Source organism: Brevundimonas sp. TWP2-1, assembly GCF_049897645.1.
Taxonomy (GTDB): Bacteria; Pseudomonadota; Alphaproteobacteria; order Caulobacterales; family Caulobacteraceae; genus Brevundimonas.
Genome location: NZ_JAFCWR010000001.1, coordinates 1,379,635 through 1,400,582, shown reverse-complemented (window position 1 = coordinate 1,400,582; position 20,948 = coordinate 1,379,635). Strand labels below are relative to the sequence as shown.

13 protein-coding genes are annotated in these 20,948 nt (G+C 67.0%); 10 read left to right on the top strand and 3 right to left on the bottom strand.

Annotation, left to right across the window (positions count from 1 at the left end; translation table 11 throughout):
* Positions 1-30 precede the first annotated feature (30 nt).
* Positions 31-1,695 carry an FAD-dependent oxidoreductase gene (locus ACP7BH_RS06950; protein ID WP_425982693.1) on the bottom strand — a complete coding sequence of 555 codons (1,665 nt, stop codon included), beginning with the start codon at positions 1,693-1,695 and terminating at the stop codon, positions 31-33.
* Between the two features lie 199 nt (positions 1,696-1,894).
* Here ACP7BH_RS06950 and ACP7BH_RS06945 point away from each other — a divergent pair, with 199 nt between their 5' ends.
* Both ACP7BH_RS06945 and ACP7BH_RS06940 read left to right on the top strand, forming a co-directional pair.
* The gene (locus ACP7BH_RS06945; protein ID WP_425982695.1) at positions 1,895-2,470 is read left to right on the top strand and encodes a helix-turn-helix transcriptional regulator; all 576 of its coding nucleotides are present in this window, start codon (positions 1,895-1,897) and stop codon (positions 2,468-2,470) included.
* A 271-nt stretch (positions 2,471-2,741) separates the two neighbouring features.
* Positions 2,742-3,572, top strand: a complete 831-nt coding sequence (locus ACP7BH_RS06940; protein ID WP_425982697.1) for an alpha/beta fold hydrolase — start codon at positions 2,742-2,744, stop codon at positions 3,570-3,572.
* A gap of 61 nt (positions 3,573-3,633) precedes the next feature.
* On the opposite strand, the gene poxB is transcribed toward ACP7BH_RS06940, so the two are convergent.
* Entirely contained in the window at positions 3,634-5,352 is a 1,719-nt protein-coding gene (gene poxB, locus ACP7BH_RS06935; protein ID WP_425982698.1) for a ubiquinone-dependent pyruvate dehydrogenase, read from the bottom strand.
* A gap of 442 nt (positions 5,353-5,794) precedes the next feature.
* Here poxB and ACP7BH_RS06930 point away from each other — a divergent pair, with 442 nt between their 5' ends.
* From ACP7BH_RS06930 to ACP7BH_RS06915, 4 genes are all read left to right on the top strand, one after another.
* Entirely contained in the window at positions 5,795-6,430 is a 636-nt protein-coding gene (locus ACP7BH_RS06930) for an aspartyl protease family protein (RefSeq protein WP_425982699.1), read from the top strand.
* A gap of 209 nt (positions 6,431-6,639) precedes the next feature.
* A complete protein-coding gene (locus ACP7BH_RS06925) occupies positions 6,640-9,246 on the top strand; it encodes a TonB-dependent receptor (protein WP_425982700.1) in 2,607 nt (868 codons plus the stop codon).
* A gap of 64 nt (positions 9,247-9,310) precedes the next feature.
* The gene (locus ACP7BH_RS06920; protein WP_425982701.1) at positions 9,311-10,141 is read left to right on the top strand and encodes a hypothetical protein; all 831 of its coding nucleotides are present in this window, start codon (positions 9,311-9,313) and stop codon (positions 10,139-10,141) included.
* 358 nt (positions 10,142-10,499) lie between these two features.
* Positions 10,500-12,089, top strand: coding sequence for a GH39 family glycosyl hydrolase (locus ACP7BH_RS06915; protein WP_426043340.1), 1,590 nt, complete (start codon positions 10,500-10,502; stop codon positions 12,087-12,089).
* A 78-nt stretch (positions 12,090-12,167) separates the two neighbouring features.
* Here the strand turns inward: ACP7BH_RS06915 and ACP7BH_RS06910 are convergent, their stop codons facing one another.
* Positions 12,168-13,523 (bottom strand): metallophosphoesterase, encoded by a 1,356-nt coding sequence (locus ACP7BH_RS06910; RefSeq protein ID WP_425982704.1) that lies wholly within the window; start codon positions 13,521-13,523, stop codon positions 12,168-12,170.
* A gap of 265 nt (positions 13,524-13,788) precedes the next feature.
* Between ACP7BH_RS06910 and ACP7BH_RS06905 the strand changes: the two genes are divergently transcribed.
* From ACP7BH_RS06905 to ACP7BH_RS06890, 4 genes are all read left to right on the top strand, one after another.
* Positions 13,789-16,026, top strand: coding sequence for a TonB-dependent receptor (locus tag ACP7BH_RS06905; protein WP_425982706.1), 2,238 nt, complete (start codon positions 13,789-13,791; stop codon positions 16,024-16,026).
* A gap of 162 nt (positions 16,027-16,188) precedes the next feature.
* Positions 16,189-16,509 (top strand): hypothetical protein, encoded by a 321-nt coding sequence (locus ACP7BH_RS06900; protein WP_425982708.1) that lies wholly within the window; start codon positions 16,189-16,191, stop codon positions 16,507-16,509.
* A 105-nt stretch (positions 16,510-16,614) separates the two neighbouring features.
* A complete protein-coding gene (locus tag ACP7BH_RS06895; protein WP_425982710.1) occupies positions 16,615-17,763 on the top strand; it encodes an efflux RND transporter periplasmic adaptor subunit in 1,149 nt (382 codons plus the stop codon).
* 2 nt (positions 17,764-17,765) lie between these two features.
* Complete coding sequence (locus tag ACP7BH_RS06890) at positions 17,766-20,939, top strand: efflux RND transporter permease subunit (protein WP_425982712.1); 3,174 nt, start codon at positions 17,766-17,768, stop codon at positions 20,937-20,939.
* Positions 20,940-20,948 lie beyond the last annotated feature (9 nt).

Sequence of the window (20,948 nt, the reverse complement as noted above, 5' to 3'; positions counted from 1 at the left end):
TCTTTCGAGAGGCGGCCGTTTTCGTTTGCGTCAATCCTGATCGACGCTCGCCAGATAGGCGTGGATGGCCTGGACCACGACGGAGCCTTCGCCCACGCCCGCCGCCACGCGCTTGACGGAGCCGGATCTCACGTCGCCGACGGCGTAGATGCCCGGTCGGCTGGTCTCATAGGGCGAGGCGCCGGGCGCCGTCTCGGACGGCATGCCCGTGATCACGAACCCGCTGTCGTCCAGCGGCAGGCAGTCCTTGACCCAGTCCGTATTAGGCCGCGCGCCGATCATGACGAACAGGGCGTGCGCCGGCACCTGCGTCTGTGCGCCCGTCGATCGGTCCGTCCAGGTCACGCCGGACAGCAGGTGGTCGCCCTCCAGCTTCGTCACCTCGCTGTGGGTATACAGGGTGATGCGCGGCGAGCGATGGATGCGCTGGACCAGATAGTCCGACATGGTCGCCGCCAGTCCCGGGCCGCGCACCAGCAGATGCACATGGCCGACGTGCTGGGACAGGTACATGGCCGCCTGTCCGGCCGAGTTGCCGCCGCCGACAACGACGACGTCCAGGCCGCTGCACAGTTTCGCCTCCATCGCGGTGGCGGCGTAGTGAATGCCGTGGCCCTCGAACCGGGCATAGTCGGCGACATCCAGCTTGCGATAATGGGCGCCGGTCGCGACCACCACGGCGCGAGCCTGCACGACCTGGTCATCCTCCAGCTGGATCGTGAAGGGATGTGCGGCGCAATCCAGCGCGACGGCGGCGCGAGAGACAGACATCCGGGTTCCGAACTTCTGCGCCTGGACCAGGGCGCGCCCCGCCAGGGCCTGGCCCGATATCCCAGTGGGAAAACCCAGATAGTTCTCGATCTTTGAGCTGGTGCCCGCCTGACCGCCTGGGGCTAGGGTCTCGATCACGGCCGTCGAGAGCCCCTCCGACGCTGCATAGGTCGCCGCCGCCAGACCCGCAGGCCCGGCGCCGACCACCACCACGTCCCAGATCTCGGCCGGATCGAACCGTTCGGTCAGGCCCAGATGATCGGCCAGGTCCGGCAGGCTGGGGTTCGACAGCACCGCCCGGTCGGGCGAGATCACCACGGGCAGATCGCCCTCGCCGACGGAGAAAATCTCCATCAGATTGGCGGCGGCCGGGTCGGTCCTGGGATCGACGGTGCGCAGCGGGTAGGAGTTGCGGATGATGAACCGCTCCAGTCGCTGGGTGTCGCCGTCATTGGGCTCTCCGATCAGAACCACCCCCGCCTGGCCGTGGTAGAGGAAACCCATCCGGCGCAGGATGAAGGCGCGCATGATCAGCTCGCCGATGTCGGGCTCGGACGACATCAGCCGCGACAGGTCGCTGTGATGGACGCGGATCACCCGGCCGTCGGCGGTCGAGCGCCCCTCGACCAGCAGCGCGCGTTCCGACACCTGGTCGAGTTCGCCGGTGAACTGATGCGGTTGATGGGTGATCAGGATTTCGTCGCCGCCCGTGTCGCTCTGGCGGACGATGGCGATCTCGCCGGTCACCACGACGAAGAAGTCCGCCCTTCGATCGCCGCGCCGGAACAGCACCTGACCGGGGGCGACGGCTTCCTCCTCGCCGTAGTTGCGCACGCGCGCCATCATCTCTTCGCTCAGCCGGGGATAGACCTGGGCCGTGCGGGCATAGGGGTCGTCCGTGATCATGGGGTCGGCGGATGACATGGCGATCCTTCAGGCTGGAGATGACGACATCATCGCTGACGCGGCGTTTGCAGGCTTGGATGAAACCCGCGCGGCGCCAAACCCATACCAAAGGATAGGCAGGCAAGACCAAGTCGGTATTTCACCACCCCTTCGTGCGATGGCGGACAGCGACGGGCGGCGTCAGTTTGGGGGCAAGACAAATCCCCTGGAGGCCGCCATGACCGACGCACTCTTATCCTTCACGCAGACCCGCGTCGGCGCGCCGACGCTGGAAAATCTGGGCCCGACCGCATTCCGCATTCTGGCCGAGGTCGAGGGCGCGCTGGATCGCAACGCCGCGGCCGCGCGCCAAGGCGTCGGCCAGCTCCAGGCGCTGCTGCGCGCCCTGCCGGTCTGGTCGGGCGAGGCCTATGATCGGTCGCGTGAAACGGTCCGCGCTGTCGAACCGGTGCGCGGCGGCCTGGCGCCCTGGCAGATGAAGCAGGTGGCGGCCTTCGTCGACGCCAGCCTGGACGAGCGAATCCATGTCGAGGATCTGGCCGCGCGCGCCCGGCTCAGCCCCAGCCACTTCTGCCGCGCCTTCAAGGTCATGACCGGCGAGACACCGCACGCCTATGTCATGCGCCGCCGCCTGGACAAGGCCAAGGCCCTGATGCTCCAGACAGACGAGAGCCTCTGCCAGATCGCCGACGCCTGCGGCCTGGCCGATCAGGCACACCTGACCCGCCTGTTCCGCCGGCATCTGAACACCACGCCGTTCCAATGGCGGCGCGAGAGTCGCATGGCTGCCTGACACGCTCGCCGATGCAGCGGCGCCAAGTGCAGCGGTTCGGTCCAAGACCGCGCCGGATCCCAGGGTCAATCTGCCGGTGTCGATTACGGGCGCGGCCGCACCGCGTGACCCACTGGGACCTGTGCAAATGACGGCATTCGCATCCGACTTCCCCCAGGCGTCTCGTCGCGGCCTTCTGGCCGGGGGCGCCGCGCTCGGACTTTCCTCCCTTCTTCCTTCCCTCGCCTCGGCGGCATCGACCGCTTCGGCATTTTCAAACGGAGACGACACCATGGCCTACGTCACCACCTCGGACGGCGTTGAAATCTTCTACAAGGACTGGGGTCCCAAGGACGCCCAGCCCATCGTCTTCCACCACGGCTGGCCGCTCAGCTCGGACGACTGGGACGCCCAGATGATGTATTTCGTCCTGAAAGGTTTCCGCGTCGTCGCCCATGACCGCCGGGGTCACGGCCGCTCCAGCCAGGTGTCCGAAGGGCACGATATGGATCATTACGCCGCCGACGCCGCAGCCGTTTTCGAACATCTCGACCTGCGCAACGCTGTCCATATCGGCCATTCGACCGGCGGCGGCGAAGTGGTGCGCTACGTCGTCAAACACGGCGCCGGACGTGTGGCCAAGGCCGTGTTGGTCAGCGCGGTCCCGCCGTTGATGCTCAAGACCGCCGCCAATCCCGAGGGCACGCCGCTTGAAGTGTTCGACGGCTTCCGCGCCAGCCTCGCCGCTAACCGCGCCGAATTCTACAAGGCTGTCGCCGCAGGCCCCTTCTACGGCTTCAACCGTCCGGGCGCTACGCAGATGCCGGCGGTGGTCGACAACTGGTGGCGTCAGGGCATGACCGGCGGCGCCAAGGCCCACTACGACGGCATCAAGGCCTTCTCGGAGACCGACTTCACCGAAGAGCTGAAGGTCATGACGGTGCCGACCCTGGTTCTTCAGGGCGATGACGATCAGATCGTTCCCTACAAGGACGCGTCGGTCAAAGCCGCTGCGCTCCTGCCCAACGGCACGCTGAAGATCTATCCGGGCTTCCCGCACGGCATGCTGACGACGCACGGCGACGTCATCAACCCGGACCTGCTGGCCTTCATCCAGTCCTGATCGGCTCGATATGAAGACGCCGCCCCGCAGCGATGCGGGGCGGGGTTTTGCTGTCCGGACTTCAGAGGTTGGTGCGAGCCAGTTCGAGGACCTCGTCGCCGCGGCCATTCATGATGGCCTTGAGCATGAACAGGCTGAAGCCCTTGGCCTGTTCCAGCTTGATCTTGGGTGGGATGACCAGTTCCTGGCTGGCGGTGACGACATCAACCAGGGCGGGGCCGGGGTGGGCCAGGGCTTGGGCGATGGCGTCCTCAAGCTGGTCGGACTCCTCGACGCGGAAGGCCTTGACGCCCATGGCTGTCGCCATGGCGGCGAAGTCGGGGTTTTGAAGGTCCGTGCCGGTGTCCAGGAAGCCGGCGGCCTTCATCTCCATGGCGACGAAGCCCAGCGAGCCGTTGTTGAACACGACCACCTTCAGCGGCAGACCCAGCTGGGTCAGGCTGATGAAATCGCCCATCATCATGGTGAAGCCGCCGTCGCCCGACAGGGAGATCACCTGCCGGTCCGGCGCGGCCGCCTGGGCGCCGATACCCTGAAGCATCGCATTGGCCATGGAGCCGTGGTTGAACGACCCCAGCAGCCGCCGCCGACCGTTCATCTTCAGATAGCGGGCCGCCCAGACGGTCGGGGTGCCGACGTCGGCGGTGAAGATGGCGTCGTCGGAGGCCAGTCGGCTGACCACCTCGGCCACATACTGCGGATGGATGGGGCGCCCCTTCGCCGACGGCCGCGCCAGATCATCCAGGCCTTTGCGCGCCTCGCCATAGTGTTTGCGCGCGGCGTCGAGGAAGCGCGACGACCGCTCGGGCTTCAGCTGCGGCAGCAGGGCGGCGACGGTTTCTGCCACATCCCCGACCACGCCCTGGGCCAGGTGGGCGCGCTTGCCCAGGCTGGACGGGTCATGGTCGATCTGAATGATCTTGGCGTCCGCCGGATAGAAGTTGCGATAGGGGAAGTCGGTGCCCAGCATGATTAGGGCGTCGCAGTTCATCATGGCGTGATAGCCGGACGAGAAGCCGATCAGGCCGGTCATGCCCACGTCATAGGGATTGTCCCATTCAACATGCTCCTTGCCGCGCAGGGCGTGGACGACAGGGGCCTGAAGCGCGTCGGCTAGAGCCAGGACCTGATCGTGGGCTCCGGCGCAGCCGCTGCCGGCCAGGATGGTGACCTTCTCTGCGCCGTTCAGCAGTTCGGCCGCGCGCGCCACATCGGCCAGCGCAGGGCTGATGCGCGGCTTGCCGGGCGGGCTCCAGTCGGGCGAGGCGCCGTCGGGCGCCTTGGCCAGGGCCACGTCGCCGGGCAGGACAATCACCGCCACCCCGCCCTTGCCGACGGCGGTGTTCAGGGCGCGCGCCAGGACGCCCGGCATCTGGGCGGGATTGGACACCAGTTCGCAGAAGTCGCTGCATTCGCGGAACAGCTCCTGCGGATGGGTCTCCTGGAAATAGCCCAGGCCGATCTCGGAGGAGGGGATGTGGGCGGCGATGGCCAGCACCGGAACCCGGTTGCGATGACAGTCGAACAGGCCGTTGATCAGATGCAGGTTTCCCGGCCCGCAGCTGCCGGCGCAGACCGCCAGTTCGCCGGTGATCGCCGCCTCGGCGCCCGCAGCGAAGGCGGCCGTTTCCTCGTGGCGGACATGCATCCACTGGATGTCGTCGAAGCGGCGCAGGCTGTCGTTCAACCCGTTCAGGCTGTCGCCCGTAACGCCCCATATTCGGCGCACGCCGGCCGAGGCCAGGGTCTTCGCCAGCAGGTCTGCGACGGTCATCGCCATGTTCGGCTCCTCGAAGGGTTCAGGCGACAGTGCGCATTAGGCGCACACGGCGTCTTGTCTGGAAATGCGCCGATCGGCATCCCGCTTCGTGCGGGCTCTCCCGCTGGGGGCTATTTGGCTGGAAAAGCCGTACCGACATTAATCGTCACTGGCGAGATCGACATGACTGCTAATGGCGCATTGCTGACCTGAGCCTGTTAGAATGGGCAGGGCGTTTTGCGCTGAAGGCGGTGGTGGATCGCCACGAAGGCGCGGTGGAAATCAGAGAGGCTCCAGGCGGCGGGGCCGAGGTGGCGCTTCGTTTCGACCCGGACATTCCTTCGCGGCCCTGACGACGATGCAGGCCTCGGCCGGGGAGCCGCAGCAACAGTCCTCTGTTGCCGAGGCGGTCGCCAGTCAGACAGTGGCGGTCTTGACCCGCGACACACGCGGACGACCAACCATGGAGGCCGAGATCAACGGCAAGGGACCGTTCCGCATGGTGGTCGACACCGCCGCGCAGACCAGTCTCGTCACGCCGACGCTGGTCGATGAACTGGGCTTGCCCGCCATCGGCGAAATGGGCATCGGCGGCGTCGCGGGCCAACAGCAAGCCCGTATCTATGGCGTCGATTGGTTCAAAACATCCCTGTTCGACATCACGGACGTCGGCATGCTCGCCTTGCCGAACGCGACCGTCACCGAAGCCCCGGGGCATTGTCGGCATGGAGATGTTCACCCAGAATCGCGTCGTCTTCGACAATGCCGCCAGCGGTCTTCTGGAAGTGCCCGTCGAAATCGATGGAGTTACATTCAAGGCCCTGGTCGATACGAGCGTGTCCGCGGCGTCGGGCGGAGCCTTGAGCGCGCTCGGTTGGACGGAGAACAATCCGCGACTTGCCCCCGCAGGAGCCATCCGCGGCGCGACCCGACACGGAACGACCGTCCTAAAAGGCACGGTCGGCCGCATCCGATTGGGACCTGTCAATTTTCGGGACGTGCCCCTGATCTTCACCGCAGCGAGTCCGTTACTGCAGGTGCGGAAGGGGGGCCGAGTTTGATCGTGGGCGCCGACTTGCTCAACAACCTGGATGCTTAAGCCCTAGATTTCCGCGTGGTGAACTACAGATCCTAATTCCACGATAGATCCCAGCCACTGCCTAAGTTACCGCAAGTTGATCGATCCGCGTGACCGCCCAAACACCACCTCCGCGTCATCAAGAGTTCGCCCCGGCGCCGTCGAACAGTGATCCGAGCGTCATCGGCTCGCCTTAGGGCGCGGTCGTCGGATCGACATCGGGGGATGCCATGACCATCAAGATCGCACGGCGGGCCTATGGGCCGCTGCTTCTCGCCACCACGGCCCTGGCCACGGCCGCCTTTGCCGCCTCGGCGCGCGCGCAGGAAACAGGTCAGGCCGCCGAGGTCGACGAGATCGTCGTGACCGGGCAGCGCGAGGCCCAGCGCGCCGCCATCGCCGTCAAACGCGCAGAGTTCGAGGTCATGGACGCGGTGTCAGCGGACGACATCGGCAAGCTGCCTGACCACAACACCGCCGCCGCCCTGCGTCGCATTCCGGGCGTGTCGGTCATGGAGGACCAGGGCGAGCCACGCTGGCCCATCCTGCGTGGGCTGGCCTCGACCTATAACCGCACGACCATCGACGGCGCCTTCGTCGGTTCGGTGGATGAGAGCGCGCGCACAGTGCCGATGGACATCGTGCCCTCGGTCATGGCTGGCCGGGTCGAGGTCATCAAGACGGTGACGCCCGAGAACGACGGCAACGCCATCGGCGGCGTCATCAACATCGCCACCCGCAGCGCCTTCGACGCCTCCAGGCCCTTCTTCAACGGCATGGCCTCCTACGGCGTCTACGAGCAGCACGGCGACGTGCGCAATGACGATCCGTCCTATCGCCTGTCCTTCGCCGCCGGTCGCCGGTTCGGCGCGGCCGACGAATGGGGCGTGGTGATCGGCGCCTCGCACGAACAGCTCGACTACGACATTCCCCAGGTGGAGGCCGCCGCCCCCTCGATCCGCGAATACACCCCGGCCGGCGCGCCGGTGAACTCGGGCGCGGCGACCGGCAACGGCATCCAGGTGCCGACCCAGTTGCGTCTGTTCTGGTACAACAACACCAAGCAGCGCTCGGGCGTGAACGGCAAGCTGGAGTGGCGGCCGAACGTGGACTTCCGCTGGGAGGCGTCTGCGCTGTACGCCCGTATGGAAGACGACGAGGAACGCATCGAGTTCCGCACCGAGCCGACCGGAAACGTGACCAACCAGACGCGCACCTCGGGCAGCTTCGCCACGGGCCGCAACATCGTCGGCCTGAACCAGCCGATCACTCGCCGTGAGATCGGCCTGGGCCGCACCGCCTTCCGCTGGGACGCCACGCCGCAATTGCGACTTGACGGCGACCTGTTCTATTCGCAGGCCGGATTGGAGACGCCGAACACCTCGATGGAGTTCCGCACGGCGTCGAACGCCAACTTCGGCTTCAGCTACGACACGTCGGACTTCTTCCCGGCCTTCACGCCGACCAATCCGACAGCCTTCAGCAATCCGGCCCTGTTCAATCTTCAGCAACGCCGCGTCTCGCTGGTCGAGACCGACGAGAACACCACCCAGGCCCGGTTCAACCTCGCCTTCGACGACGGCGGCGATACGCGGAATCTGAAGGCGAAGTTCGGCGCCGTGCTGCGCTCCAGCGACCGCAGCTATACCTCCAGCCGCACGGATTACACCGCCAGAACCGGCTTCATCTACACGCTGGATCAGGTTGATCGGCCGGGACCGGACAAGCTGATTGAGGGGCAGTATCGCCTGACCCCGCGCATCGACGTGGCGACGGCCGAAGATTTCTATGAGGCCAACGTCGCCAACTTCGTCGCGACAACCGCCGCGCCGACCGGGGACTATGACGTCAACGAGGACGTCTTCGCAGGCTACGCCCAGGCCAGCTATCGGATGGGCGACCTGACCCTTCTGGGCGGACTTCGCTACGAGAGCACCGAGGTAGGTTCGGACGCCGTGCGCGCTACGGGAACGACTTTGACGCCGGTGTCGAACAGCGGCGACTACGACAACTGGCTGCCCAGCCTTCACCTGCGTTGGGACGTACGCGACGACGTGGTGGTGCGGGCCGCCTGGACCAACACCATCGGCCGGCCCGACTTCGGCTCGCTGGCGGCCAGCGAGAACGTCAGTTTCGACGGGTCTCAGGCGACGCTGTCACGCGGCAACCCCGGCCTGAAGGCGCGCGAGAGCGAAGGGCTGGACCTGTCCTTCGAATATTACCCGACTGACGGCCTGATGTCGGTCGCCCTGTTCACCAAGGACATCGCCAACGAGATTTTCACCCTCAGCTCGATCCAGAACCTGGACGTGGGCCGGGGCGTTGAGGCGGTGATCGTCTCGACGCCTACGAACGCCGAGACGGCCAAGATCCGCGGCGTCGAGGTCGCGTTCCAGCAGGCCCTGACCATGCTGCCGGCGCCGTTCGACGGGTTCGGCGTCAGCGCCAACGCCACCTTCCTGGACACCGAGTTCACCTTCCTGACCACAGCGGGCAAGCGTCACACGGGTCTGTTCCAGCAGCCCTCGACCACGACAAACGAGTCGATCTGGTACCAGCGCGGGCCGATCGAGGCGCGGGTGTCGCACAACTATATCGGCGGTTTCCTGGAGACGATCAACGACACCATCCCCAACGCCGACCAGTACTGGAAGGGCCGCCATTCCTATGACGCCTCGGTCAGCTGGCGGTTCGCTAACGGCGTCACCGTCTTCGCCGAGGGTCAGAACCTGTCGAACTCCGGCCGTCGCGAAGTGACCGGACCGGGCCGCACCTATCTGCAGGAATCGGCCAACTATGGCCGGACCTACTGGGTCGGTCTGTCGGCCAGCTTCTGATCCCGATTTGAACGGTCGCTTCCCTGAGGGGGGGGCGGCCGTTCTCGCCTTCGAAAGGTCCGCCATGTCCGTCTCGAGCCTGTCCGCCCTGATGCTGTCGGCCGTCCAGGCGGCGCCGGCGCCTGTGGAACACGCCGCGCCTGCGCCGGTCGTTCTGGCGGGAAGGGCCGATACCCTGCGGCGCTATGCGTCGGACGCGCGCCAGGGCGTGGCGGTGGGGCCGGACGCCGTCTATGCGGTTTCGAACTGGTCCCTCGTTCGCTATGACAAGGCCAGCGGCGAGAAACAGGCGGAATGGACCGGCGACCGCGCACGGTTTCCGCACATCAACTCGTGCAATGTGATCGCGGCCGAACTGGTCTGCGCCAGCTCAAACTTTCCCGCCACGCCGCACGTCAGCACGGTCGAGGTGTTCGATCCTATCGATCTGCACCACAAGCGCAGCCTGTCGCTAGGCCTGGGAACCGGCTCGATCACCTGGGTTGATCGTCACGAGGGATCATGGTGGGCCATGTTCGCCAACTATGACGGGCGGGGCGGCGAGGCGCCGCGCGATCATCGCCACACCACTTTGGTCCGTTTCGACGACGAGTGGCGCCGGCTTGAGGGGTGGGCCCTGCCGCCCTCGATCCTGGAGCGGATCGCGCCGATGAGCATCTCCGGCGGCGGCTGGGGGCCGGATGGGCGGCTGTATCTGACCGGCCACGATCTGCCTGAGCTTTACGTCGTGGCCCTCCCGATGGGCGGCGGCGTGCTGGATCACGTCGAGACGCTGGGCATCGAGGCCGAGGGACAGGCAGTCGACTGGGACGAGACCCAGCCCGGCATGCTCTACGGCATCACCCGCCGCACCCGCGAAATCCTGGCGATGAAGGTTCCGGCTGTTCACCCGTAATTTGGAGCTGCCATCAACTCTTCAACGTCAAGAAGGCTGAGGCTGAAGCGTAAGTAGAGCCATAAGGCTTGGCGGATCACCGCTGCGGCGAAGCGATAGCGGCTGCACGACATGCGAGCTCCGATCAGCCCCTAAAGCGGCCCTGAAGCGGAGACGAGTTAGCGTTAGACTGACAGAACCGCCAACCCATCATTCCGTCTTTCCTGGCGCACGGGGACATGGCGTCGCGAACCTGGTGGACGGCTTTCTGGCGCGCGTCTCCGGAACGTCGAGCCGCATGCGGCAGCAGATCGATCGTGCTTGTGGCGCAACTATGATAGCGCTACCAATGATGAAAATATGATCATGGGTGGAAGTGATGCGGAAGGCGGCGCTGGGCGGGCTTGTAACGGCGGCGGTGATTGGTCTGGGCGGGCTAGCCAGTGCTGCAAACGCCCAGGATCGGCCGATGGCGAGGTCGCTGGTGATCGACGCGGCCGCACCGGGGACGCCGCGCGACAGAATGGCCGAGTTCTCGGTGGGCGCCGACTATCCGGGCACGACGATCCGCGAGGAGGCGCTGGCCCAGTTGAAGACGGTGCGCGACGAACTGGGGTTCCGATACATTCGTTTCCACGACATCTTCCATGACGACATGGGCGTCTATCGCGAGGTGGACGGCCAGCCGGTCTATGACTGGACCCGCGTCGATCAGCTTTACGACCGCTTCCTGGGCATGGGGATCAAGCCGTTCATCGAACTGGGCTTCACGCCGGATGCGATGAAGACGTCGGATCAGACCCTCTTCTACTGGAAGGGCAACACTTCCCACCCGCAGCCCGAGAAGTGGACCGGGCTGGTCGAGGCCTTAGTGCGTCATCTGATCGACCGCTACGGCGCAGAGGAGGTGCGGTCCTGGTATTTCGAGTTCTGGAACGAGCCGAACCTGGACGGCTTCTGGGAACGGGCCGATCAGGCGGCCTATTTCGACTATTATGGGCGTACGGTCCGGGCCATCAAGGCTGTGGATCCGACCCTGCGGGTGGGCGGGCCATCGACGGCGGGCGCGGCCTGGGTGCCTGAGTTCCTGGCATATGCCGACCAGCATCAGCTGCCGGTCGATTTCGTGACCACCCACACCTATGGGGTCGAGGGCGGCTTCCTGGACGAGAAGGGGGAGGGCGACAACAAGCTGTCGCGCGCGCCCGACGCCGTGGTCAGCGACGTGCGCAAGGTGAGGGGCGAGATCGAGGCCTCGACCCGGCCGGGCCTGCCGCTGTTCTTCACCGAATGGAGCACCAGCTACAATCCGCGCGATCCGATCCACGACGACTATTTCGGGGCCTCCTACATCCTGACCAAGCTGCGCGAGAGCGAGGGCCTGGTTCAGGGCATGAGCTACTGGGCCTTCAGCGACCTGTTCGAGGAGCCGGGGCCGCAGACCAGGCCGTTCGACGGCGGCTTCGGCCTGATGAACCCGCAAGGGATCCGCAAGCCGACCTTCTTCGCCTACAAATATCTGAACAGCCTCGGCGACCGGGAGCTGGCGACCGGCGACGCGCAGAGCATCGCGGCGCTGAAGGGGGGGACGGTTCAGGTGCTGGCCTGGCGTTATGAACTGCCGGACCAGCCGATCAGCAACCGGCCGTTCTTCCGCCAGGTGCGCGAGCCGGCCGCTGCGGCGCCCTTGCGGATCGAAGTGGGGGGCCTGCGCCCCGGCGTTCACACCGCCAGCGTCCGCCGCGTCGGGTTCAAGGCCAATGACGCCTACACGGCCTATCTGGAAATGGGATCGCCGGCGGCGCTCAGCGACGCCCAGCTAGGCGAGCTACAGGCGTTGACGCAGGACGAGCCGGAAACTCGTGTCTTGACGGTCGGCGCCGATGGGCGAGGTCAAATGGACGTGGCAATGCGAGTCCACGACGTGGTGATGGTGGAGATCGAAACGCAGACGCAGGTCGCGCCATGAGCCTGATCCGCCGTGTTTGCGCACCCCTCCAGTCTAACGATCCCAAAAGGGCTTAAGCCCGAGCGGATGCGCCCCCTTTTAACTGTCCAGCAGAGCCTTTGCGGCTGAATGCTTGACCTTAAGATCTGACCGCTCTTCGAAAATCATGCCGGTCGTTCCGAAATACTCCCGCTGGTTCGTCGCGCACCAGTCGGTGGTGACGATGCGGACCGGATCGGCTTTCGACGCTGCGCCCGAGGCATAGAGGAAGTCGCCGCTGCGGTCGGCCAGGGGCATCGGGCGGTCCTGGTTGGCGCGGGCCATGAAGCCGTCGCACTGCGCGCGCGAGACGGACGCGACCATCAGCTTGCCGTCGAAGCGGACGATGGAATCGAAGACGTAGCGGCTGACCGGGCCGGCGGGGACGCCCGTACCCAGGGTGGTGTGGCCGATGAAGCCGGCGTCGGCATTGGCCGCCTGGGCCAGGCTGGCTGCGACGCGCCGTCCGGTGTCGCCCAGAGACAGGGCGCGAGGGCTGGTTCCCAGGATGGTCCGCTCCTCCTCGGTCAGGTCGGCGGCCAGGGTCGCGGCGATCAGGTCCGCCAGCGCGGGAGAGGCGGGGGCGTCCAGCGCGACCGCGTGGGATCTGGCCGTGACCGAGCCGTCCGACATGAACTCGGCCACCGTATAGGCAGCGGTCCAGGAGCCCGTGTGGACATAGGCGCTGCGGCCCTGGCGATGCTGGAACAGCAGGTGGTTGTGTCCGCCGATCATCAGGCTGCCGTCCGGCAGCAGCGGCAGGATGTCCCGGTCGGCGGCCACCCCGGCGTGGCTCATCACCATGACCAGATCGGCGCCGGCCAGGTTGTCGGCCAGATTGGCGCTCGCCCAGTCGGCGGCGGCCGGGATCGACAGTTGGTCGCGCGAGGCCTTGGGATAGGTGGTCAGCGAATTGGTCGCCATGCCCACGACCCGCAGTGAACGGCGACCGAACGGCAGGGTCGTGGACGGGTCTGCATAGCCGGCGCCCGTGCGGGTATCGCCGATGGTGCTGACGACATGAACGCCCAGGCTCTTCATCCGGGCGACGACCTGGGCCAGATCGGGGGTCAGGTCGTTGTCGTGATTGCCCAGGTTGAACACCGTCGGCGCGATCGCCGGCAAGGCCGCCAGGAAGGCCCAGTCCACCAGGCCGCCCGACCGCACGGCGACGACATTGCCGTGCTCGAAGATGTCGCCGTCGATGGCGATGACATGGGGGACGGGGTTGGAGCGGACTTCGGTTTCGAAGGCGGCCAGCAACTGGGCGGTCCGCTCATAGGCCGAATGCATGTCGGATACGGTCAGCACGCGGCCGATCACATCCGCCCGTTTCATGCCGGTCAGCCCTGGCGCGAACGCCGTCGCCCCGGCGAGTTGCAGGAGCCGGCGACGGGAGGGCGTGACGAGGGGCATACGCGATCCAAACAATGTCTGGGAGGGCGTGCGGAGCGGACTCACGCACCCTTTCAACATCGCATTTCGCCCCTCTCGGCACAATGCCGGCCGGCGCTGCACACGCCGCCGAAGGACAGATTGTCACACGGGTGTGGCCGCGTCTTCAAAGGTTCAAGAAACAGGCGCGCTCTGCACTGGCGGCCGTCGTTGCGAAGCTCTACGGCGTCGCGCGACACGTCCTCCTCCCCATGTCGCCCCCCACGTCATTAAGGAAATCTCGCCAATGCTTCGCCAAGCCCTTCTGGCCGCCACCGTCAGCGGCATCGCTCTGCTGAGCGCCGGCTCGGTTCTCGCCCAGACGACGGACACCGCCGCCGAAGTCGCCGGCGTCGACGACATCGTCGTCACCGCCCAGCGTCGCAGCGAGAACATCCGCGAGGTGCCGTTCGCCGTCACCGCCCTGAACACCCAGACCCTGCAGGACGTTTCGGCCGGCGGCGCCGACATCCTGTCGCTGTCGGCGCGCGTGCCCAGCCTTCAGGTCGAAAGCTCGAACGGCCGCTACGCGCCGCGCTTCTACATCCGCGGCCTGGGCAATGTGGACTTCGACTTCACCGCCTCGCAGCCGGTTTCGGTCGTGCTGGACAATGTCGTGTTGGAAAGCGTCTATCTGAAGGGCTTCCCCCTGTTCGACGTGCAGCAGCTGGAAGTTCTGCGCGGTCCGCAGGGCACCCTGTTCGGCCGCAACACCCCGGCCGGCGTGGTCAAGATCGACACCGTCAAACCGTCGGATGACTTCACCGGGTTCGGCTCGCTGACCTACGGCAACCTGGGTTCGACCCGGGCCGAGGCTGCCGTCACCCTGCCGGCGTCGGACACGCTTCAGGTGCGCGGCGCCATCCTGTGGAACCACCGCGACGACTGGGTGAACAACGCCTTCAACCCGTCCTTCGCCAATGCGGACAAGGATGATCTGGGCGGCTTCACTGATCTGGCCGCGCGCGTCCACGTCGCCTGGACCCCGACCGATCGTCTGTCGACCCTGCTAACCTTGCAGGCCCGCGACTATGACGGCACCGGCACGATGAACCGCGCCAACGCCCTGACCAAGGGTTCGAACGAACTGAACGGAAACTTCGATCGCGACACCGTCTATTACGACGGCGGCCGCAACAACTTCCAGAAGCAGAAGACGACCTCGCAGTCGCTTCAGGTCGCCTATGATTTCGGCCCCGCCACGCTGACCGGCATCGTCGGCTCGTACCAGGGCTGGTCCCAGGGCGACGGCGACATCGACGGCGGCGTAGCTTCGGCCCCGGCGACCGCCTCCTACAAGACGCCGTTCAACTCGGAGACCGGCACCCTCTCCAGCGACCTGCTGCAGAACACCTATGAGTTGCGCCTGGCCTCGAACGGCGACGGACGCATCGGCTGGCAAGTCGGCGCCTTCTATTGGGACGAGCGGATCAATCTGGTCTCCGGCACCTTCAACGGCACTGGCAACCCCGCGCCGACGCGGGTGACCGACATCGTGCAGAAGTCGGACTCGTGGTCGGTGTTCGGTCAGGGCAGCTACAAGTTGACCGATGCTCTGAAGGTCACGGCGGGCGTCCGCTACACCGACGACAACCGCGACTACAACGGACGCATCGTGTTGGGCGCGGGCGCCGGCGGCACGGGCGCCGTCTCCGTCGGCGACGAACAGGTCAGCTGGGACGTCAGCGCCCTGTATGAGGTCAACGACAGCCTCAATCTGTTCGCCCGCGCGGCCAAGGGTTATCGCGGTCCGTCGATCCAGGGCCGCAATCTGCCGGTCCTGACGACGGCCGACTCCGAGACGGTGATGTCCTACGAGACCGGGCTGAAGGCCCGCCTGCTGGACGGCCGCGCGCGTTTCAACGCGACGGCCTATGTCTATGAAGTCAGCGACATGCAGTTCACCGCCATCGGCGGCGCGGACAACTCCAACCGCCTGATCAACGCCGATAAGGGCGAGGGTTACGGCCTGGAACTGGACGGCGACATCGATCTGGGCGCGGGCTTCAGCCTGTCGGCCGGCGCCGCCTGGAACCACACCGAGATCAAGGACAGCGATCTGCTGGTGGCCATCTGCGGCGCCAACTGCACCGTCACAGATCCGATCGTGACCGTGGGCACCACCCGTCGCGCCAACATCGACGGCAACCCCTTCCCCCAGGCGCCGGAATACACCGCCAACCTGACGCTGAACTATGTCCGGTCGCTGGGTAACGACACCGAGCTGTTCGCCTCGACCGACTGGGTCATGCAGAAGGACTTCAACCTGTTCCTCTATGAATCGGTCGAGTTCATGCAGGACACGGCCTTCGAAGGCGGCCTGCGTGCGGGTTGGCGCGACCTGAACCGCGGCATCGAGGCGGCCGCCTATGTCCGCAACATCACCGACGAAGAGAACGTGATCGGCGGCATCGACTTCAACAACCTGACCGCCTTCGTCAACGAGCCACGCACCTACGGCGTGCAGCTGACCAAGCGGTTCTGATCGACCCACGATGAGGCGTCGATCCGCAGGACAGCGGATCGACGCCTTTTCGCATGGTCTTGCAGATCGTTCCTTCGGCTGATGAAGCGCTGCCTTTTCCAGCGAGGACTTTGAGGGCCAAGGGTGATAAGCGCATCTGCAATGCTCAAATCTTTGCGGGAAATGGTCCGTCGACTTGGCTTCGTCAGCACCCTGCTGCTGACGTTGGCGTTCGCCATGCCCGCCTTCGAAAGCCATGCCTGCGAGACGGAGGCGTCCACCAGCGTCGAGATCGTCGATGCGGGGGCCGGCGAAGACGCCCAGTGCCCTGACTGCGGCCCGGCCTGCGCCGACGGCTGCTGCCATGCGCCGCATTCGGCCGTGTCCAACGACATGGCGACGCCGCGTTTCGTCGCGGTTTTCGGCCAGCCCCAGGCGTGGAGCGACAGCGTCGCCTCCTCACTCGGGCGGCCTGACGGTCCCGAGCGGCCGCCCAGGATCTGATCCTCGGCCGGACCTGGCGTCCGGCCCTTCCTGAGCCCTGCGCGTGGCGGAGACGCCGCGCGTCCTGAACTCTGGGCCCGGCTGTGCGCCGGGCGAGGATCGATCATGACCTTGAAGAAACACTGGCTGATGACCGGCGCCGCCGTCGTCATCGCCCTGGCTGCGGGCTTCGGCGCCGCCCGCATTCTGGACCGTCCTCCAGCCGAGGCCGAACATGCCGAGGCGGGCCACGCCGAAGAAACCGGCGAAGAGGCCTTCGTCGCCCTGACGCCCCAGGAGGCGGCGCAGGCCGGCGTCTCCGTCATCACCGTCCAGCGTGGCGGCGGAGCAGAACTGAAGCTGCCGGGTCGCGTCGCCTTTGCGCCCGGCGCGGAAGCCGCCGTCGACGCCCCGCTGGGCGGGTCAGTGGTGCGGGTCCATGTCGGCCTGGGCGATCGCGTGGCGGCCGGTTCGCCATTGATCACCGTACGGAGCCCGGACGGCGCCGCCTCACGCGCCGACGCGGACGCGGCCGGCGCGACGGTCGAGGCGGCTCGCGCCGCCGAACGCCGCGACCGCACCCTGTTCGAACAGGGCTGGGTTTCGCAGGCGCGGCTAGACGTCACTGCGGCGGAGACCCGTCGTGCGGAGGCTCAGCACCGCGCCGCCCGCGCCCGCGTCGGCGCCTTCGGCGCGCCCGGCTCGGACGGGCTGACGGTGGTGCGCAGCCCCATCGCCGGCGTCGTCACGCGCCTGAGCGCCGCGCCCGGCCAGGTGCTGCACGAGGAGGCGCTGCAGGTCGCCGCCGTCGCCGACCCCAGCCGCGTCGAACTGATGTTCGAGGCCCCGCCTGCGGCGGCTGCGATCCTGAAGGTCGGGGACACGCTGGAAAGCACGGTCGCCGGATCGCGCGTCGTGTCGGGCGTCGTCATCGCCATCGCGCCCGCCAATGCGAACGGCGTCGTCATCGTTCGCGCCCGTCCGTCAGGCGAGGCGCCCCCGGCGGGATCCGTCGTTTCTGCCCGTGTCTCGGCCGGAGTCGGGACGGGAACGCCCGTCGTGCCGCTAGACGCCGTTCAGACCCTGGAGGGGGCGCCGTCCGTCTTCGTGCAGGAGGGCGGCGGGTTCCGCGCGCGGCCGGTCGTGACCGGGCGAACCTCCGACGGTCGGATCGAGATCGTGTCCGGCCTGACCGGGTCCGAACGCATCGCCGGCGCCGGCGCCTTCCTGCTCAAGGCCGAACTGGCCAAGGGCGAAGCCGAGCACGGACACTGATCATGCTGAACCGGATCATCGACGCCTCGGTGCGTTTTCGCTGGCTGGTCGTCGGACTGGCCGTGGTGCTCGCCATCCTGGGCGGGCGCGAACTGCTGCACCTGCCCATCGACGCCGTGCCCGACATCACCAATCGCCAGGTGCAGATCACCACCGTCGCCCCGGCGCTGGGACCGGAGGAGGTCGAAAGCCAGGTCACCTTCCCGCTGGAGACCGCGCTGGCGGGCCTGCCGGGCCTGACCGAGACGCGGTCCCTGTCGCGCCATGGCTTCTCGCAGATCACGGCCGTCTTCACCGACGCGACCGACATCTATTTCGCCCGCAACCTGGTCAACGAAAGGCTGCAGGGCGCACGTGCAGACCTGCCCGAGGGTCTCTCGCCCTCGATGGGACCGGTCGTGACCGGCCTGGGCGAGGTCTATATCTGGACGCTGGAGCTGACGGGCTCGGCGGCCCGGCCCGGGGTGGTCTATGTGACGCCTGAAGGCGAGCGTCTGGTCACCGATCAGGAAAAGGCCACCTATCTGCGCACCGTTCAGGACTGGATCGTCGCGCCCCAGCTGAAGTCCGTGCCCGGCGTCGCCGGGGTGGACGTGCTGGGCGGCTATGTGAAGGAGTATGCGGTTCATCCCGACCCCAGCCGGTTGGCTGCCTATGGCGTCGGTCTGGTGCAGTTGGTCGAAGCGCTGGAGCACGCCAATCGCATCGCCGGCGCCGGCTACGTCAACCGCGCGGGCGAGGCCTATATCGTGCGCGCCGACGCCCGTCTGAAAAGCCTGAACGATCTGGCCCAGACGCCGATCCTGAACCGGGGTGGTCAGGTGATCCGTGTGTCGGACGTGGCGACGGTCGAGATCGGCCGCGCCCCCCGCCTGGGCTCCGCCAGCGCCGACGGCCGCGAAACCGTGGTCGGGACGGCCCTGATGCTGCAGGGCGAGAATTCGCGCGAGGTGGCCCGCCGCGTCGGCGAACGGCTGAAGGCCATCGCGCCCAGCCTGCCGCCCGGCGTGAACCTGCGGCCCGAACTGGACCGCACCGAACTGGTCGAGGCGACCATCCGCACGGTGGAGCACAACCTGCTGCTCGGCGCCCTGCTGGTCGTCGCCGTGCTGTTCTTCGCACTGGGCAATGTCCGGGCGGCGATCATCACCGCCCTGGTCATTCCGCTCAGCTTCCTGTTCGCCGCCTCGGCCATGAACCGGTTCGGCATCAGCGCCAACCTGCTGAGCCTGGGCGCGCTGGACTTCGGCCTGATCGTCGACGGCGCCGTGGTGGTGATCGAGAACACGCTGCGCCGTCTGGGTCTGAAGCGCACCGAGGCTGGGCGTCCCCTGACCGTCGCCGAACGGTTGTCGGTCGCAGCCGACTCGGCCCGCGAGATGGCGCGGCCGGCCGCCTTCGGTCAGGCGATCATCCTGTTGGTCTATGCACCCCTGCTGATGTTCGAGGGGGTGGAGGGCAAGATGTTCGGGCCGATGGCCGCGACCGTCATGCTGGCCCTGGCCGCCGCCTTCGTTCTCAGCTTCACCTTCGTGCCCGCCCTGGCCGCCCTGCTGGTCAAGGAGCCCAAGGCGGATCATGAGGAGACCCGGCTGACGCGTGCGGCCAAGGCCCGCTACCAGCCGCTGTTGGAGCGTGCCATCGCCCGACCTCGCTTGGTCATGATCGGCGCGGGCGTCGCGCTTCTCGCCGGCCTGATCGCCTTCCTGACCTTGGGCCGCGAGTTCGTGCCGCAACTGGACGAGGGCGACGTTCTGGTCCAGGCCCTGCGCGTGCCCTCGACCTCGCTGGAACAGAGCCAGGCGATGCAGTTCCAGGTCGAACGCACGCTGAAGGCCATGCCGCAGGTCGAGCGGGTCTTCACCCGCACCGGCACGGCCGAGGTTGCGTCGGACCCCATGCCGCCGTCGATCTCGGACACCTCCGTCATCCTGAAGGACCGCCGCGACTGGCCCGAGCCGCAACTGGCCAAGGCCGACCTGGTGGCGGAGATGGAGGTGCGACTGTCGACCCTGCTAGGCAACAATTATGAGTTCACCCAGCCCATAGAGATGCGATTCAACGAACTGATCGCCGGTGTCCGGTCGGACGTGGCGGTCATGATCTATGGCGACGACTTCGCGGCCATGGACCGCACGGCCCAGCAGGTCGCCGCCGTTTTGAACGGCATCGAAGGCGCGGCGGACGTGCGAGTCGACGAGGTGTCGGGCCAGCCGACCATCACCGCCAGCGTCGATCGCACGGTGGCGGCGGCGCAGGGCGTCCATGCCTCCGACGCCGCCGACGCCCTGGCTATAGCCTTCGCTGGTCGCGCCGCCGGTCAGATCAACGAGGGCGACCGGCGGTTCGATGTGGTGGTGCGGCTGGACGACGCCCTGCGCGCCGATCCGACCGTCATGGAGCAGCTGCCGGTCATGCCCGAGAACGCCCAGGCCGGCGCCCCGACCGTGCCCCTGTCCTCGGTCGCCCGCTTCGACGTGGCCGAGGGACCGAACCAGATCAGCCGCGCTGACGGCAAGCGCCGCATGATCGTTCAGGCCAATGTTCGCGGCCGCGACCTGGGCGGCTTCGTCGCCGAGGCTCAAGGCAAGGTCGCAGATCAGGTCCAACCGCCGCCGTCCGGCTGGATCGACTGGGGCGGCCAGTTCGAAAACCTGCAGCGCGCCTCGGCACGCCTGGCGTTGATTGTGCCCATCGTCTTCCTGACCATCGGCCTGCTGCTGGTGATGGCCTTGCGATCATGGAAGGACGCGGCCCTGGTGTTCGCGGGCGTGCCCCTGGCCCTGGTGGGCGGGGCGCTGGCGCTGGCGCTGCGCGGCATGCCGCTGTCTATCAGCGCGGCCGTCGGCTTCATCGCCGTCTCGGGCGTGGCGACCCTGAACGGCCTGGTGTTGATGCAGGCCATCCGCCAGCGCCTGACCGAGGGCGATCCGCCGGCCACGGCGGCGCTCGACGGCGCCGTCAGCCGTCTGCGCGCCGTGCTGACGACCGCCCTGGTCGCAGTGCTGGGCTTCGTGCCCATGGCGTTTGCCGCAGGCGCGGGGGCCGAGGTGCAAAAGCCGCTGGCCACCGTGGTCATCGGCGGGCTGACTACGGCCACGCTGCTGACCCTGATCGTCTTGCCCGTGCTTGCGGCCCGGTGGCGGTCCACTCCGGGGATCAATGATGGGTGCTGATCGAGAACG